The following is a 17,237-nucleotide window of genomic DNA, read 5'->3' as shown; positions in this document are numbered from 1 at the left end:
ATTCCCTTTGAGAAGGGTGATTGTAAGCGTGGATGCGGCAGCAGATGAAGGCGATTAACGACAAATGCCTGACAGAAAACGCCCAGGTTGCAGGCATCCAAAGCCCTGGCCGAGGTCAGGCGCCGAAGCGCTGCAGCTGCATTTCTCGCAAGCGGCTCAAGGTGCGACGAAAAGGAAACGCCAGGTAGCCTTCGGTATACAGACGTTCCAGTGGCACTTGGGCTTCGATGAACAACGGCACCTTGCGGTCGTAACATTCATCCACCAGCGCGATAAAGCGTCGCACGCTGTCGTCGTGCACCGACAGCTCCGGCAATTGACGGTCCCCTGCGACAACGCGCTCGGCCCCGTCTTCGGTACCACGGGCGATCCGCCCCGGGCGCTGCGGTGCGCTGAGGTTGGGCACCTGCGCCAACAGGATGGCCTTGAAGCGATCACACAGCAGCATGAAATCCATCGCGGCCAGCGGCTGCTCGCAGAGCTCGGCGTAGCGGCACCACAGTACCGCGTCACTGGCCTGCACCGCCGTAATCGTGCGATGGCCCACGTTCACCACCCTCCCCTCGCTGACCGTTTGCCCCGCGCTCAGTTGCTTGAACACCGTGGCCAGTGCCTCGGGCTGATTCACCCAGTAGCGCTGCAGGCCCACACCGGCGTGCAAGCGATGATCCTCGCCACCGTCCACTGCCACCACCTGCATATGCTGCTTGATCGCCTCGATGCCCGGCACGAACCGTTCACGGTTGAAACCCTCGGCGTACAGCTGCTCAGGCGGTTGATTGGACGTACAGACCATCACCACGCCCTCCTCGAACATCACCTGGAACAGACGACCGAGAATGATCGCGTCACCAATGTCATTGACGAACAACTCATCGAAACACAGCACGCGCACGTCCCGGCTCAGTTCCCGCGCCAACGCCTGCAGCGGGTCCTTGATACCGCTGAGCTGGAACGAGCGCTGGTGTACCCAGCCCATGAAGTGATGAAAATGCTGACGCCGCGCCGGCACGCGCAGGCTTTGATAGAACTGGTCCATCAACCAGGTCTTGCCGCGCCCCACCGGCCCCCACAGGTAAACGCCGGCAATGGGCGAACGGCCTTGGTGCAACGCCTGGTGACAGGTTTGCAAGGCCTGCACCGCACGGCGCTGAGCGTCGTCGGGCACGAAACCCTGCTGGGCGATGGCATCTTGATAAGCGGCGAGCGGCGAGTCGAAAGTCATGGGTGCCAGTATGACTGACAACGCAAACGCCAGCCGCGCAATCTTTGCCGTTAACCCAGTTCCGCACGCAGTTGACGCGCCGCCGTGACCATGTGAATCAACGCCGCTTGCGTCTCCGGCCAGCCACGGGTTTTCAGGCCACAATCGGGATTTACCCACAACCGTTGCGTCGGAATCCGCTTGGCCGCCTTGCGCAGCAAGTCGAGCATCTGCGCAACGTCCGGCACACGTGGCGAGTGAATATCGTAGACGCCAGGGCCGATGTCGTTGGGGTAAGCGAAGGCTTCGAACGCGTCCAGCAATGCCATGTCCGAGCGCGAGGTTTCGATGGTGATCACGTCGGCGTCCATTGCCGCGATGGATTCGATCACATCGTTGAACTCGCTGTAGCACATGTGGGTGTGGATCTGGGTGTCGTCACGCACGCCGCAGGCGCACAGGCGGAACGCTTCGGTGGCCCAGTCCAGGTAGTGCTGCCATTGCGCCTGACGCAATGGCAAGCCTTCGCGGAATGCGGCCTCGTCGATCTGCACGATCTTGATGCCGGCGGCTTCCAGGTCGACGACTTCGTCACGGATCGCCAGGGCCAGTTGCCGGGCCTGCACTTCGCGGCTCACGTCTTCCCGTGGGAACGACCACATCAGCAGGGTCACCGGGCCGGTCAGCATGCCCTTGAGCACCTTGCGCGTGAGGCCCTGGGCATAGCGAATCCACTCCACCGTCATTGCCTTCGGACGGCTCAAGTCGCCATAAATCAGCGCCGGTTTCACACAGCGCGAACCGTAGCTCTGCACCCAACCGAAACGGGTGAACGCATAGCCGTCCAATTGCTCGGCGAAGTATTCGACCATGTCGTTACGCTCGGCTTCACCGTGCACCAGTACATCCAGGCCAATGTTTTCCTGTACCTCGACGGCGTGCCTGATCTCGCTGTGCATCGCATCGACGTAGTCGGCTTCGCTCAACCTGCCGGCCTTGTACGACTGACGCGCCAGACGGATCGACGCGGTTTGCGGGAACGAACCGATAGTGGTGGTCGGAAACAGCGGCAGGTCGAGGCCGGCCCGTTGTTTCTCGATACGCTGGGCAAAGGGCGATTGACGCTGGCTGTCCTGGGCGCTGATAGCGGCAACGCGTGCTTGCACGGCAGGCTTGTGAATACGCGGCGAAGCGGCACGCGCAGCCTGTACCGCGCGGCTTTCCGCCAGCGCTGCCAGCACGTTTGGCGCCTCGGGTTGGTCGACGGCCTGGGCCAGTACCGCGACTTCCGCGCACTTTTGCAGGGCGAAGGCCAGCCAACTTTTCACCTCGGCGTCCAACTGGTCTTCACGCGCCAGATCCACGGGGCTGTGCAGCAGTGAACAGGACGGCGCCACCCACAAGCGATCGCCCAGTTTTTCATGGGCGTGCTGCACCGTCGCCAGGGCTTTTTCCAAGTCGCAGCGCCATACGTTGCGGCCATTGACCAGGCCCAGGGACAGCACTTTATACGCGGGCAGGCGATCGAGAATGGTCGGGTATTGCTCCGGCGCCCGCACCAGATCGATGTGCAGGCCATCGACCGGCAGGTTGGCGGCCAGGCCGAGGTTTTCCTCCAGCCCGCCAAAATAGGTGGCGACCAGCTTTTTCAGCGGGTCGCGCTGGATCAGGTTATAGGCGCGCTCAAAGGCATTCTTCCAGGCCTGCGGCAGGTCGAGCACCAGGATCGGCTCGTCGATCTGCACCCACTCCACGCCCAGATCAGCGAGGCGCTGGAAAATCTGACCATACAGCGGCAGCAGGCGGTCGAGCAGCTCGAGCTTGTCAAAATCACCGCCCTTGGCCTTGCCCAGCCACAGGTAGGTCAGCGGGCCAATGACGACCGGCTTGACGCTGTGCCCGAGGTCGCGCGCTTCCTGGACTTCTTCGAACAACTGTTCCCACCCCAGGTGGAATTGCTGGTCGACGCTGAACTCCGGCACCAGGTAGTGATAGTTGGTATCGAACCACTTGGTCATTTCCTGGGCGTGAGCATCACCGCAGCAATTATCGCTGACGCCACGGGCCATGCCGAACAACGTCTGCAACGTGGCTTGGCCATCGGCTGGGCGGAAACGCTCGGGGACTACGCCAAACATCAGCGAGTGGGTCAGCACCTGGTCGTACCAGGCGAAATCACCGGCGGGCAGCAGCTCAATGCCCGCTTGTTTTTGCAGCGCCCAGTGGGCCTTGCGCAAGTCACGGCCCACGGCACGCAGGCCGGCTTCGTCGAGTTCGCCCTTCCAGAACGCTTCCTGCGCTTTCTTCAGTTCACGGTCGCGTCCAATGCGCGGGAATCCGAGGGAATGAGCGACTGCCATGACTTACAACTCCACTGTAGGTATTCAATGGCAGCCATTGTCGGCAGATGCCGATAGTGAGACAAACTCATTTTATTTTAGATGATCACAAGTTCCACTCATGTTTAGACCGGGATTGATCAGTCAATCGGATCAGTCAATCAACCCATGAACGTCATAGAACGGATACGGCCCGGGGTAATCCCCGAACACGCCGTTGTGGCTGAGCAACCCCTGTTGCGCGTCCCAGCGATGCAACAGATATCCCGCCGGTTCCAGGTTGAAATGCGCGGGCGCGGTGGCTTGCAAATCCAGCACGATCTGATGAGAGGTGCCGGGGCACACGCAGCTCAAGCTGCCACCAAAACGTCGCTGCATCGGCCGGTGCAGGTGCCCGCACAGCAGGCGTTCAACTTGCGGGTGGCGCGCCACGACTGTTTCCAGGGCGGCGGCATTGATAAACGGTTCGCGGTCCATATGGCCGATGCCGCTGATAAACGGCGGGTGGTGCAGAATCAGCAAGGTCGGCGCATCGGGACGTCGCGCCAGTTGCTCGTCCAGCCACTGCAACTGGCTGTCCAGCAATTGCCCGCCATGGCCACCGGGGATGGTCGAGTCCAGGCCGATCAAACGCAGCGGATGCTCGTCCACCACCCAGTCCAGCGGGCCCTCTGCCGACGACGGCAAATAGGCGTGGTCACGGAATGCTTCGAGCAACGGACCGCGTGTGTCGTGGTTGCCGGGCACCAGGTAGCACGGCATGTGCAGGCGTGCGAGTTCGGGGTGCAGCACGGCGTACTCATCCGGGCGACCGAAGTCCACCAGGTCGCCGCTGACCACCACGATATCGGGCCGTGGATGGCTGGCGTTGAGGTGGTCGACGGCACGACGCAGCGCGCCCAGGGTATCGACGACGCCATAGGTGAGGCGCTCGCCGGCTTTAAGGTGCAGGTCGCTGATCTGTGCGACAAGAAACGGACGATTCACAAGCAGACCCTCACGCATTCAGGGTGAACAACATGTGCGGCGCGATTGCCAGGGCAATCGGCGCGCCGACGGCGTACAGGTGGTTGTCGCTGCTGTCCACCAGCAGCGGTTGCGGGCCGCCCACGTCCACCAGCAAGCGGCTTTGCGCGCCCTGGAAAAACTGTGCGAGCAGATGGCCGTGCAAGTGCCCTTCGCCGTCCATGACCCGCAGGTGTTCGGGGCGGCAGTACACCGTGGTGGGCACGTCGGCGGCCTGCCACGGCAACTCGCCGCCGCAGACTTTCAGGCCATGGGCTGTTCGCGAGGTAACAACAAACGCATTGAGGTTGCCGACAAAACCGGCGACAAACGCATTCGCCGGTTTCTGGTAAATGTCCCGCGGGCTGGCCAGTTGCGCGACGCGGCCGTGCTCCATCACCAGGATGCGATCACCCAGGGCCATGGCTTCGCCCTGGTCGTGGGTGACGAACACCGAGGTGATGCCCAGGCCACGCAGCAGTTCATTCAGCTCACTGCGCAGGCGCTCACGCAGTTGCGCGTCGAGGGCTGCCAGCGGTTCATCCAGCAACAGGACCTTCGGGCGCGGCGCCAGGGCACGGGCCAGGGCCACGCGTTGACGCTGGCCACCGGACAATTCGTGGATGCTGCGCTTGCCATGCTGTTGCAGGCCCACCAGCTCCAGCAATTCGTCGCAGCGCTTGTTGCGCGCAAGCACCGACATCCCGCGAATCTTCAAGCCGTAGACGATATTGCCGGCCACATCCAGGTTGGGAAACAGCGCGTAATTCTGGAACACCATGCCCACGTCGCGACGCTCGATGGGCAGGCGCGTGACGTCGTCGTTGCCGAAAAACACCTGGCCCACATCCGGGCGCTCCAGCCCGGCGATCAGGCGCAAGGTGGTGGTTTTGCCACAGCCCGATGGACCAAGAATCGCCAGGGTTTCGCCGCCTCCGACGGTCAGGCCCAGGTCATGCACGGCCACGGTGCCGTCGGCGAATGCCTTGCGACAGCCTTGCAGGCGGATAGTGATAGCGGTCATCGACGCTCTCCACGGGATAAACGGGCACTGATGGCCTGCAATGCAATCAGCAGCGGCACGATCATCAGCAAAAAGATAAGGGTATAGGCGCTGGCGATTTCCAGGCGCGCCGAGGCGTAGCTGTCGGCCAGGCCGACCGGCAAGGTCTTGGTCATCGGCGTGTGCAGCATCCAGGTCAGGTTGAACTCACCCAGGGACAAGGTGACCACCATCAGCACACCCGCCAGAATCCCTGCCCGGCTGTTAGGCACCACCACGCTGAAAAAGCGTTTGATGGGCCCGGCGCCAAGGCTGGCCGCCGCCTCTTCCAGCACCGGCAAATGCTGGCGCTGCATCACCGCCATCACCGGGCGCACCAGGAACGGCAAGGTGAACAGCACATGACCCACCAGGATGAACAACCAACTGCTGCGAAACGTGCCGAACTGGCCGTAGGTAAGCAGCAAGGCCAGCGCACTGGCCAGGCCCGGCATCGCCACCGGCAGCACCATCAGTTCCTCGAAGGCGCGGCTGAAGCGGTTGTTCATGCGCACCAGGGCGTAGGCCGCCGGCACGCCGATCACGCAGACGCACATCGCGCAGGCCAGGGCCAGTTGCAGCGACAGCCACACGGTCGGCGAATATACCTGCCATACCTGCACCAGCCAATCGAAGGTCAGGCCACTGGACACGCCGACGAAGAAATTGCGCGTGAGTCCCGCCAGCAACGACATCAACACCGGCACCAACATGAATGCACACACCAGCAAGGTGAACAGCAGTTGAATCACAAACAGCGATGAGCGCCTCACAGGACAGTCCCCGCATTTTTCACCAGGCGTCGCGTGAACAACAACACCACCCAGGTCACCGCGCCAAGCACCACCGACAACGCGGCGGCGACGGCAAAGTTGGCGTAGTTGGTGAACACGTTGTAGATCGCCACCGGGGTGACGTTCAGCCGCGTGCCCAAGGTAAAGGCCGTGCCGAAGGCGCCCATGGACGTGGCAAAACAGATCGCCCCGCACGACGCAAGCGCCGGCGCCAGGCCCGGCACGATCACGTCGCAGACCACGCGCCAATGCCCGGCGCCCAGCGAATGCGCGGCTTCTTCCAGGCTACGGTCGAGGCTTTCGCAGGCCGCCATCACCGTGAGGATTACGCGTGGAATCGAGAAATACAGGTAGCCGACAAACAACCCGGCCAGCGAATAGGCAAAGATCCAGCGTTCACCGGCCAACTGCAGGCCGAGCGACGCCAGCAGCCCCTGGCGCCCGGCCAACAGGATGACCAGGAAGCCCACCACCACCCCGGGAAACGCCAGGGGAAACGTGAGCAAGGCCACCAACGCCGAGCGCCCAAAAAACCGCTGGCGCGCGAGAAACACGCCGCTGATGCCGCCAATCAACAACGCCGTAAACGTCACGACAATGGCCAGCACACAGGTCTGCGCCAGGCTGCCCAGGTACTGCGCGCTGCTGAGCACCTGCCAATAGCCGCTGCCGTGGCTGTCGCGGCTTTCGCCACCGAGCACGATCAAGTGCGCCAGCGGCAGCAGCCAGAATGCGAACAGCACCGCAAAGGCCGGGGCCAGCGCCCAGGCCGCACGTGTTGCCGATGTGGCCACTTACTTGACCTCGTTCAGATAACGGGCCGCGAAGGCTTCCTGCACGGCGGCCATTTTCTGGTAGTCCACCACTCCGGCGCGCGCATAGTCGCTGTCGGGCAGGAACTGCGCGGCGACCTCAGCCGGCATCTGCACCGGGCGTACCGGACGCAAGTAAGCGTTGGCCCAGAGTGCCTGGCCTTCGTCCGACAGCACGAAGTCCAGCACCTTTTCGCCATTGGCGCGGTGCGGCGCATTGGCCACCAGGCTCATCACGTAGGGCACGCTGATGCTGCCCTCTTTGGGGATCACGAAGGCGACGTTGGCGTTGTCCTTATAGCGGGCGCGGTAGGCGTTGAAGTCGTAGTCCACCAGGATCGGCAATTCGCCGGACAGCACCCGCGCATAGGCGGTCTGCTTGGGCACGATGGGCGCGTTTTTCGCCAGTTTCTGGAAGTAGTCGATGGCCGGGGCGAAGTTGTCCAAGTCGCCGCCCATCGCGCGGTTGATCGCCACAGCAGAGACGTAACCGACGAAGGCGCTGGACGGGTCCAGGTAGCCGACCATGCCTTTGTATTGCGGCTTGAGCAGGTCGGCCCAGCTTTGCGGCACCGGCAGGCCACCCAATGCATCGACGTTGACCATGATGCCCAAGGTGCCGGAGTGAATTGCGAACCACTGGCCCGCCGGGTCTTTCAGGCCGGCGGGGATCTGCTCCCAGCCCTTGGGTTTGTAGCCGTCGACCACGCCGGCTTTTTGCGCCTGCAGGCCAAAGGTCACCCCGTAGTACACCACGTCGGCGACGGGTGCGGCCTTTTCGGCCACCAGTTGCGCCAGCGACTGGCCGGAGTTCTTGTTATCCAGCGGCACTTGCACACCGGTGCTGGCGGCAATGGCCTTGAGCTGGGTACCCCAGTCGGCCCAGTCCGGCGGGCAGTTGTAGCAAATTGCGGTGTCGGCGGCCTGGACCAGGCTGGCCATACCACACAGCAGCACGGCGGCCAGGGTTTTACGCAATGCGCGCATCAAGGGATTCCTCGTGGGGTTGAGTGCTTTCGCCCGGCCGGATATGGCAAGGCAGGCAATGGGAAATCGGGGCGTTGCCGGCGATCTGCGCCAGCAATTGGTCAATCACTGTGCTGGCGAGCAGCGCGATGGGCTGCACCACGCTGCACAGGGTTGGGTGCATCTGGGTGCCGAGGTCAATGCCGTCAAAGCCCATCACCGAGAGTTGCTCGGGTACGTGCCAGGCGTTGCGACGCAGTTCGGCGATCAGGCTGATGGCGAGGAAGTCGTTGGAACACACCAGTGCCGTGGGCGCCTCGGGGCCTTCGAGGTACGGCTCGATGGCGACGAATTCAGCCTGGGTGTGCGCGGGCATTTCGATCACCGGGCGGCTCTTGAGGCCGTAGGCTTGCATCGCGTCGCAGTAACCGGCGTAACGCAGGCGCGCACGGTCGGACTGCAACGCGGGGCCCGCAACCATGCTGATGCGCCGGTGCCCTGCTTCCAGCAGATATCGGGTGGCCATGGCCATGCCGGCGCGGTTGTCGACCGACACGGCGCTGTAGCTGGGGTTGCTCGGTTGGTGGTAGGCCAGCACGAACGGGGTCTGTTCGCTGGCAAGGCTGTTGAGCACGCTGTTGCTCTCGGCATCGGTGACCGTCAGTACCAGGCCGTCGACACGTTGGCGCAGCAGTTCTTCCACCACCATGCTTTCGCGTTCAGCGCTGTAGTCGGTGGTCGCCAACACCAGGCTGTAGCCGCGCAACCGCGCCGCACGTTCCATGGCCTGGAACTGTTCGGCGAACACCGGATTGAGCAAGTTGGGCACCACCACGCCAATCAACCGGGTGGTTTGCAGGCGCAGTTGGCGACCGAGCAAGTTGGGCCGAAAGCCCAACTCACGGGCAGCGGCAAACACCTGCTCGCGAGTGGCCGGGCGCACCTGGTCGGGGGAGGCAAAGGTGCGGGCGGCAGTGGCGCGGGATACGCCAGCCAGCTGCGCAACGTCTTTCAGGTCAGTCATTGTCACTCGCTTGAGATCGATCTCATTGGCGAGGACAGTAACGGGGGAATGTGGCAGGAAGGTGGTGGGGAGATGACGGTTTGATGTCAGTGAAGCCTGGCTACACAGCGTTGATCGTTCCCACGCTCTGCGTGGGAACGCCGCCTGGACGCTCTGCGTCCCGCTTGTGAGGTGACGCGGAGCGTCATGGGATGCATTCCCACGCAGAGCGTGGGAACGATCAGTAGTCATACTCAGTGGTTAAGATCGTAAAACCGGCACAGCAAAATCCGCCGGCTAACCTTTCGATCTGATCCAAGTGCGGGCACAATGCGTGTCCTTTTTTGGCAGGCACCGCCGCAGGCTCTCAAAAATGATCAAAACGCCGTATTACCTCATCGATAAACAGAAGCTTCTGGTCAACATGCAGAAGATTGCCTACGTGCGCGAGCAGTCCGGCGCCAAGGCTCTGCTGGCGCTCAAGTGCTTTGCCACCTGGTCGGTGTTCGACCTGATGCAGCAATATATGGACGGCACCACCTCGTCGTCGCTGTATGAGTTGAAGCTCGGCCGCCAGAAGTTCGACGGTGAAGCGCACGCCTACAGCGTGGCCTGGGCCGACGATGAAATCGAAGAGATGCTGGATAACTGCGACAAGATCATCTTCAACTCCATCAGCCAACTGCAGCGTTTTGCCGAACGTTCCGAAGGCAAGACCCGTGGCCTGCGCGTCAACCCACAGGTAAGCAGCTCCGATTACCTGCTGGCCGACCCGGCGCGTCCGTTCAGCCGCCTGGGCGAGTGGGACCCGGTGAAGATCGACGGCGTGATCGATCAAATCTCCGGTTTCATGTTCCACAACAACTGCGAGAACGGCGATTTCAGCCTGTTCGACAGCATGCTCGGCACCATCGAAGAACGCTTCGGCGCGCTGCTGCACAAGGTCAAGTGGGTCAGCCTCGGCGGCGGCATCCATTTCACCGGTGAAGGCTATGCGTTGGATGCGTTTTGCGCACGGTTGAAGGCATTCTCCGAGAAGTACGGCGTGCAGGTGTACCTGGAGCCCGGCGAAGCGGCGATCACCAACAGCGCGTCCCTGGAAGTCACCGTGCTCGACACGCTCTACAACGGTAAAAACCTCGCCGTGGTCGACAGCTCCATCGAAGCCCACCTGCTGGACCTGCTGATCTACCGCCTTAACGCCAAGCTGGCGCCGAGCGAGGGTGAGCATACCTATATGGTGTGCGGCAAATCCTGCCTGGCCGGCGACATCTTCGGCGAGTATCAATTTGATCGTCCGCTGGCCATCGGCGATCGGCTGTCGTTCATCGACACCGCTGGTTACACCATGGTCAAGAAAAACTGGTTCAACGGCCTGAAAATGCCGTCCATCGTAGTGAAACAACTCGACGGTACAGTCGAAGTGGTTCGTGAATTTGGTTACGACGACTACCTGTCCAGCCTTTCGTAAGCTGGCGGATATAGGAGAAATAAAGCAATTGAAAAAGAACGTTCTTATCATTGGTGCAGGAGGTGTCGCCAAGGTGGTGGCCCACAAGTGCGCGCAGCACAACGACGAACTCGGTCGTATTGCTATCGCGTCGCGCAACATCTCCAAATGCCAGGCCATCATCGACAGCGTCAAGGCCAAGGGTAGCCTCAAGGTACCCGCCGACATCCAGGCCTTCGCGCTGAACGCTCTGGACGTGGAAGCGACCAAAGCCCTGATCCGCGAGACCGACTCGCAGATCGTCATCAACGTGGGTTCCGCGTTTCTCAACATGTCGGTGCTGCGTGCCTGCATCGATACGGGCGTGGCTTACCTCGACACCGCCATCCACGAAGAGCCGGGCAAGGTCTGCGAGACCCCGCCGTGGTACGGCAACTACGAATGGAACCACCTGGAAGAATGCAAACAGAAGAACATCACGGCCATCCTTGGCGTGGGCTTCGACCCGGGTGTCGTCAACGCGTACGCCGCGCTGGCGCAGCAACAGCATTTCGACCGCATTGATTCGATCGACATTCTCGACGTCAATGCCGGCTCCCACGGCAAATACTTCGCCACCAATTTCGACCCGGAAATCAACTTCCGCGAGTTCACCGGACAGGTGTGGAGCTGGCAGAACAGCCAGTGGACCAGCAACACCATGTTCGAAGTCAAACGCACCGACGACCTGCCGGTAGTCGGTTCGCAGAACCTCTACCTCACCGGCCACGATGAAGTGCACTCGCTGTCGAAAAACCTCGACGTGCCCAATGTGCGTTTCTGGATGAGCTTCGGTGAACACTACATCAACGTATTCACCGTACTGAAAAACCTCGGCCTGCTTTCCGAGAAGCCCGTCAAAACCGCTGAAGGCCTGGAAGTGGTGCCGTTGAAAGTGGTCAAGGCGGTACTGCCCGACCCGTCATCGCTCGCACCGGGCTATACCGGCAAAACCTGCATTGGTGACCTGGTCAAAGGCACCCAAAACGGCCAGCCGCGCGAGATGTTCATCTACAACGTGGCTGATCACGAAGAAGCCTTTGCCGAGACCGACAGCCAAGGCATCTCCTACACCGCAGGCGTCCCACCGGTAGCCGCTGCGCTGCTGGTGGCGCGCGGCGAGTGGGATGTCAAACACATGGCCAACGTCGAGGAACTGCCGGCTGAGCCGTTCCTCAAAGCGCTGGACGTGATGGGCTTGCCGACTCGGATCAAAGACGAGCACGGTGATCGGGCCTGGGATGCGATTGCCTGACCGGCGATAGCTGACCGAAAAAAAAATGCGCCCGATTGGGCGCATTTTTTTTGGAGCAGGGTAAACCTTACCTCGACACCGGCATCGCAAACTCCGCGCCCTGCTCGATGCTCTCCGACCAACGCTGCATGATCGATTTCTGCTTGGTGTAAAAACGCACGCCCTCGGTGCCATAGGCATGCATGTCGCCAAACAGGCTTTTTTTCCAGCCACCAAACCCATGCCAGGCCATTGGCACCGGAATCGGAACGTTGATGCCGACCATGCCCACTTCGATGCGCCGCGCAAATTCGCGGGCGATGTTGCCGTCGCGGGTGAAGCAGCTGACGCCGTTGCCGAACTCGTGGTCGTTGACCAGCTTCACTGCGGCGGCGAAATCATCCACGCGCACGCAGGCCAGCACCGGGCCGAAGATTTCTTCGCGGTAGATACTCATTTCCTTGGTGACGTGGTCGAACAGCGTCGCGCCAAGCCAGAAGCCGTTTTCCAAACCCGCTTCGGTGGGCACGTAGTCGCGACCATCAAGCAGCAGTTGCGCGCCGGCTTGCACGCCTTGCTCGATATAGCCGCTGATCCGCTCCAGGGCAGCGCGGGACACGATCGGGCCCATTTCGGCCTTGAGATCGCGGCCATCGGTAATGCGCAGTTGCTTGGCGCGTTCGGTCAAGGCAGCGATGACCTTGTCACCCACATCGCCCACCAGCACCGCCACCGAGATTGCCATGCAACGCTCGCCAGCACTGCCGTAGGCGGCGCCCATCAGGGCGTCGACGGTGCGCTCGATATCCGCGTCGGGCATCACCACCATATGGTTTTTCGCGCCGCCCAGGCCTTGCACGCGTTTGCCGTTACGCGCACCGCTTTCGTAGATGTACTGGGCAATCGGCGTGGAACCGACAAAGCTCACGGCCTTGACGTCCGGGTGTTCGATCAGCGCGTCCACCGCTTCCTTGTCGCCCTGCACCACATTGAACACGCCCTTGGGCAGGCCCGCTTCGCGCAGCAGCTCGGCCATGAACAACGAGGCGCTCGGGTCGGTGGGGCTGGGCTTGAGAATGAAGGTATTACCCGCCGCAATCGCGATCGGGTACATCCACATCGGCACCATCACCGGGAAGTTGAACGGCGTGACGCCGGCCACCACGCCCAGCGGCTGGCGCATTGTCCAGTTGTCCATGCCACGGGAAACCTGGTCGGAATGTTCGCCCTTGAGCAGGTTGGGAATGCCACAGGCGAACTCGAGGATGTCGATGCCACGGTCGACTTCGCCCTGGGCATCGGTAAACACCTTGCCGTGCTCAGCGACGATGATGCGTGCCAGGTCATCCTTGCGTTCACGCAGCAGGTGCAGGTATTCGAACAGCACACGGGCGCGGCGGATCGGCGGGGTGTCGGCCCAACCGGCAAAGGCGGCCTGGGCGGCGGCGACGGCTTCAGCCACGGTCTGGCGGCTGGCCAGGGCCACGCGCGCGGTGACTGCGCCGGTGGCCGGGTTGTAGACGTCCTGATAGCGATCATCGCGGCTCACGCGCTGGTCGTTGATGTAGTGCTCAAGGGTAATCGGCATGGCAGGCGATCCAGGTGGTTGGCGTTGGTACACACCTTAGGCTTTCGCTTTGTTCCTAACCAGAGCAGAATCCTGAACTTATTGTGCATTCTGGCGAACAATACCCCCATGGAAAAAGCAGAGATCGAAGGGCTGTGGACCCACATCCATTGGCTTTCAGTGCTGGAAGAACACGGCACCTACACCGCCGCTGCCGCGCGCCTTGGGGTGAGCAAGTCGGCGGTGAGCCAGCGGATTTCCGACCTGGAAAAAGCCACCGGCACCCGCCTGGTGACGCGCACCACGCGCAGCGTACGGCTGACCGATGCGGGGCTGTCGTTGACCCGCGAGGTGCGCAGCGCCTATGAACACATCGCCCGCAGTTTCTCTGCGGTGCGTGACCTGGCCGGCGAAGTGCGTGGCCTGGTGCGGCTGACCGCGCCGGTGGCGTTCGCCCGACAACAGCTGGTGCCGCATCTGCCGCAATTCCTGCAGCAATACCCACAGGTGCGCATCCAGCTGGACGTGTCCGACGCCTTGAGTTCGCTGGCCGCCGAAGGTTACGACCTGGCCGTGCGCCATGGTTTCCAGATACCCGAGACCCATGTGGCCTGGAAGCTCTGCGACACCGCCTCGGTGCTGGTCGCCACCCGCGATTACCTGCAGCGCCATGGCGAACCCCGCGAGCCGAGCAACCTGTCGGCGCACAACTGTCTGTTTTACCCACGGGGCGCCGACCAGCCGGCCTGGACCTTCGAGCGCGGCAGCAAACACCTCGAACGCCTGACCGTGCCCATCGCCGGCAGCTTCGCCACCAACAACAGCGAAGCCCTGCGCGACGCGGCGCTCAATCACTTGGGCATCGCCCTGCTGCCGGATTTCAGCGCCCATGCGGCGCTGGCCGAGGGCAAGCTGGTGCAGGTATTGAAGGGGTGGACGCTCAAGGGCGCATTTGCCGATGAAATCTACCTGATCCGCCCCTACTCGCCCCATGTGCCGAAGGCAGTGAACGCGCTGGTAGGTTTTTTAAAGGCGCAGCTGGCGGGAGGGTTTCGATTCGAGGGCTGAGGCAGCGCATAAAAAAGGCCCGGCGACGCACGCGAGTACGGCACCGGGCAAAGCAAGCGACCGGCTTCAGAAACGTGGTTTGACGGTTTTCCACTGCGGTTGATAGCGCTGCATCTGTTTCACATCGTCACGCTGGCGGATACCGCAACTGAGGTATTGGTCATGCAGCTTGCCCAACTGATCGTGGTCCAGCTCCAGGCCCAGCCCCGGCGCGCGGGTGATGCTCACGCAGCCGTCGACGATGGGCAGCTTGCCGCCCTTGATCACTTCTTCGTCTGGCTCCTGCCAGGGGTAATGCGTATCGCAGGCATAGTCGAGGTTGGGCACCGACGCCGCGACGTGGGCCATGGCCATCAGGCTGATGCCCAGGTGTGAGTTGGAGTGCATCGACACGCCCAAGCCGAAGGTGTGGCACATTTTCGCCAGCACCTGGGTGTCGCGCAGGCCACCCCAGTAATGATGGTCGGCCAGCACGATCTGCACGCTGTTCAACGCCACGCTGCGGCGGAACTCGTCAAAATCGGTGACCACCATATTGGTCGCCAGAGGCAAGCCGGTGCGTGTGTGCAGCTCGGCCATGCCGTCCAGGCCGGGGGTCGGGTCTTCGTAATATTGCAGGTCGTCGCCGAGCAGTTCGGCCATGCGAATCGAGGTGGCCAGAGACCAGTTAGCGTTCGGGTCGATGCGCAGCGGCACACCGGGAAAGGCCTTTTTCAGCGCCTTGATGCAGCGCACTTCATGCTCGGGTTCCAGTGCGCCGGCCTTGAGCTTGATGCTTTTGAAACCGTAGGTCTCGAGCATGCGCCGAGCCTGGTCGACGATCTGCGCTTCAGTCAGGGCTTCGCCCCAGCTGTCGGGCTTGTAGGGCGAATCGATGTGTTCGGCGTATTTGAAAAACAGGTAGGCGCTGAACGGGATCTGGTCACGGATCGCGCCGCCGAGCAGGTCCACCAGCGGTACATTCAGCGAATGCGCCTGCAGGTCGAGAAACGCCACTTCGAACGCCGAATAGGCATTGCTCACGGCTTTGCTGGCATGGGAGCCCGGCGCCAGTTCCGCACCGGCCACGCTCAGCGGTTTATGAGCGGCCACGGTGGCCTGCACGATAGCGCGCAGGCCATTGAGGTTGAACGGGTCCAGGCCGATCAGCTGTTGCTGCACCTGCTGCTGGATCGCCAGCGCCGGGGCATCACCATAGCTTTCGCCGAGGCCGATGTAGCCGGTGTCGCTTTCAATCTCGATGATCGAGCGCAGCGCGAAAGGCTCGTGGATGCCGCTGGCGTTCAACAGCGGCGGGTCGCGAAAGGCAATCGGGGTGACGGTGACGCGGATAATTTTCAAGAGACGGCTCCCTGTGGATCTAAAGACAAAGGGTGAGGCGCGGTGGATGGGTTGGACGGTGTACCGCCACGCGGTGCGGTGCGGGCAAAGAACACCACCACCGCCGCCACCAGCGAAGTGGCGGCCAGGCCGTAGAGCCCGCCCTCGATGGACCCGGTGGTCTGCTCCAGCAAACCGAAGGTAGTAGGCGCGACGAACCCGCCCAGGTTGCCCACCGAATTGATCAAGGCAATCACCGCCGCCGCGATGCGCGCATCCAGGTAGCCCTGGGGAATCGGCCAGAACAGCGCCGACGCGGCCTTGAAGCCAATCGCGGCAAAACAGATGGCGACGAACGCAAACACCGGCCCGCCCAGGGTAGACATGAACATGCCGAACGCCGCGATCACCAGCATCAGCGACACCCAGGCTTGCTGGTGCTTCCACTTGCTGGCCAGCGCCGCGAAGCCGTACATGGCGACGATGGAAATCAACCACGGAATGGCATTGAACAAGCCCACCTGGAAGTCACCCAGGTTGCCCATTTTCTTGATCATGCTCGGCAGCCAGAAGGTGGCGCCGTAGATGGTCAGGGCGATGGAAAAGTAGATAAAGCAGAACAGCGCGATCTGTTTGTCGGCCAACAGCTTGAACATCGACGGCCGCACGCACTGGCTCGCCTCGCGCGCCTGCTGCTCCAGCGCAATGGCACTGACCAGCGCGTGTTTTTCCTCGTCACTGAGCCACTTGGCCTGATGGGGATGGGACTGCAACCAGAACCACACAAACCCGCAGAGCACGATGGAGGCGAAGCCTTCGATCAGGAACATCCATTGCCAGCCATGCAGGCTGAACCCGCTGACATTCAGCAGCGCGCCCGACACCGGCCCGGAGATCACCGAGGCAATGGCCGAACCGCTGAGGAAAACCGCCATGGCCTTGCCGCGCTCGCTGGCCGGCAGCCACTGCGTGAAGTAGTAGATGATGCCGGGAAAGAACCCGGCTTCGGCGGCGCCGAGCACAAAGCGCAACACGTAGAAACTGGTTTCTCCCTGCACAAAGGCCATGCCCATCGCGGCCGCGCCCCAGGTGAACATGATGCGCGTCAGCCAGGCCCGCGCGCCGTAGCGTTGCAGCAGCAAATTGGATGGCACTTCGAAAATCGCATAGCCGATGAAGAACAGCCCGGCGCCCAAGCCATAGGCCGCCGCGCCAATGCCCAGGTCGGTTTCCATATGGCTGCGCACGAAGCCGATATTGACCCGGTCGATGTAGTTGACGATGAACATCACCACGAACAGCGGCAGGACATGGCGCTTGACCTTGGCGGCAGCGCGGGCAAGCACGCTCGGGTCTGGCGGATTGTGAAGGGTATCCACGGGCAACTCCCAGTC

14 protein-coding genes are annotated in these 17,237 nt (G+C 62.1%); 3 read left to right on the top strand and 11 right to left on the bottom strand.

The features are described 5' to 3' along the window. Positions 1 to 115: 115 nt before the first annotated feature. The 8 genes from zapE to C4J89_RS11030 all read right to left on the bottom strand — a co-directional run bounded on the left by zapE (position 116) and on the right by C4J89_RS11030 (position 9,186). Entirely contained in the window at positions 116 to 1,225 is a 1,110-nt protein-coding gene (gene zapE / locus C4J89_RS11065) for a cell division protein ZapE (protein ID WP_124362379.1), read from the bottom strand. A gap of 50 nt (positions 1,226 to 1,275) precedes the next feature. Further along, the gene (gene metE / locus C4J89_RS11060; protein ID WP_124414400.1) at positions 1,276 to 3,564 is read right to left on the bottom strand and encodes a 5-methyltetrahydropteroyltriglutamate--homocysteine S-methyltransferase; all 2,289 of its coding nucleotides are present in this window, start codon (positions 3,562 to 3,564) and stop codon (positions 1,276 to 1,278) included. 132 nt (positions 3,565 to 3,696) lie between these two features. Beyond that, positions 3,697 to 4,530 carry a phosphodiesterase gene (locus C4J89_RS11055; RefSeq protein ID WP_124362377.1) on the bottom strand — a complete coding sequence of 278 codons (834 nt, stop codon included), beginning with the start codon at positions 4,528 to 4,530 and terminating at the stop codon, positions 3,697 to 3,699. Between the two features lie 10 nt (positions 4,531 to 4,540). After that, a complete protein-coding gene (locus C4J89_RS11050; protein ID WP_124414399.1) occupies positions 4,541 to 5,572 on the bottom strand; it encodes an ABC transporter ATP-binding protein in 1,032 nt (343 codons plus the stop codon). Beyond that, positions 5,569 to 6,363 (bottom strand): ABC transporter permease, encoded by a 795-nt coding sequence (locus C4J89_RS11045; RefSeq protein WP_124414398.1) that lies wholly within the window; start codon positions 6,361 to 6,363, stop codon positions 5,569 to 5,571. Before C4J89_RS11045 ends, C4J89_RS11050 begins: the two co-directional genes overlap by 4 nt. After that, positions 6,360 to 7,178, bottom strand: a complete 819-nt coding sequence (locus C4J89_RS11040) for an iron ABC transporter permease (protein ID WP_124414397.1) — start codon at positions 7,176 to 7,178, stop codon at positions 6,360 to 6,362. Before C4J89_RS11040 ends, C4J89_RS11045 begins: the two co-directional genes overlap by 4 nt. Beyond that, the gene (locus tag C4J89_RS11035; protein WP_124414396.1) at positions 7,179 to 8,183 is read right to left on the bottom strand and encodes an ABC transporter substrate-binding protein; all 1,005 of its coding nucleotides are present in this window, start codon (positions 8,181 to 8,183) and stop codon (positions 7,179 to 7,181) included. Then, positions 8,167 to 9,186 (bottom strand): LacI family DNA-binding transcriptional regulator, encoded by a 1,020-nt coding sequence (locus C4J89_RS11030; protein WP_124362372.1) that lies wholly within the window; start codon positions 9,184 to 9,186, stop codon positions 8,167 to 8,169. The genes C4J89_RS11035 and C4J89_RS11030 overlap by 17 nt, the downstream gene beginning before the upstream one ends. A 352-nt stretch (positions 9,187 to 9,538) precedes the next feature. On the opposite strand from C4J89_RS11030, the gene C4J89_RS11025 reads away from it, so the two are divergent. Both C4J89_RS11025 and C4J89_RS11020 read left to right on the top strand, forming a co-directional pair. Then, positions 9,539 to 10,636: a carboxynorspermidine decarboxylase gene (locus C4J89_RS11025; RefSeq protein ID WP_124409552.1), complete on the top strand. Its 1,098-nt coding sequence runs from the start codon at positions 9,539 to 9,541 to the stop codon at positions 10,634 to 10,636. 28 nt (positions 10,637 to 10,664) lie between these two features. After that, positions 10,665 to 11,909, top strand: a complete 1,245-nt coding sequence (locus C4J89_RS11020) for a saccharopine dehydrogenase family protein (RefSeq protein WP_124414395.1) — start codon at positions 10,665 to 10,667, stop codon at positions 11,907 to 11,909. Positions 11,910 to 11,976: 67 nt separating this feature from the next. Here the strand turns inward: C4J89_RS11020 and C4J89_RS11015 are convergent, their stop codons facing one another. Further along, entirely contained in the window at positions 11,977 to 13,476 is a 1,500-nt protein-coding gene (locus C4J89_RS11015; protein ID WP_124414394.1) for a CoA-acylating methylmalonate-semialdehyde dehydrogenase, read from the bottom strand. A gap of 108 nt (positions 13,477 to 13,584) precedes the next feature. Here C4J89_RS11015 and C4J89_RS11010 point away from each other — a divergent pair, with 108 nt between their 5' ends. Next, a complete protein-coding gene (locus tag C4J89_RS11010; RefSeq protein ID WP_124414393.1) occupies positions 13,585 to 14,523 on the top strand; it encodes a LysR family transcriptional regulator in 939 nt (312 codons plus the stop codon). Between the two features lie 66 nt (positions 14,524 to 14,589). Here C4J89_RS11010 and C4J89_RS11005 read toward each other — a convergent pair whose 3' ends face one another. Continuing rightward, on the bottom strand, positions 14,590 to 15,864 hold the full coding sequence (locus C4J89_RS11005; protein ID WP_124414392.1) for a glucarate dehydratase family protein: 1,275 nt from the start codon (positions 15,862 to 15,864) through the stop codon (positions 14,590 to 14,592). Beyond that, entirely contained in the window at positions 15,861 to 17,222 is a 1,362-nt protein-coding gene (locus C4J89_RS11000; RefSeq protein WP_124414391.1) for an MFS transporter, read from the bottom strand. Before C4J89_RS11000 ends, C4J89_RS11005 begins: the two co-directional genes overlap by 4 nt. Between the last annotated feature and the right edge of the window lie 15 nt (positions 17,223 to 17,237).

It is taken from the genome of Pseudomonas sp. R4-35-07 (assembly GCF_003852235.1).
Taxonomy (GTDB): Bacteria; Pseudomonadota; Gammaproteobacteria; order Pseudomonadales; family Pseudomonadaceae; genus Aquipseudomonas.
Note: the sequence above shows the minus strand (reverse complement) of the source record. Positions and strands in the feature narration are given on the sequence as shown.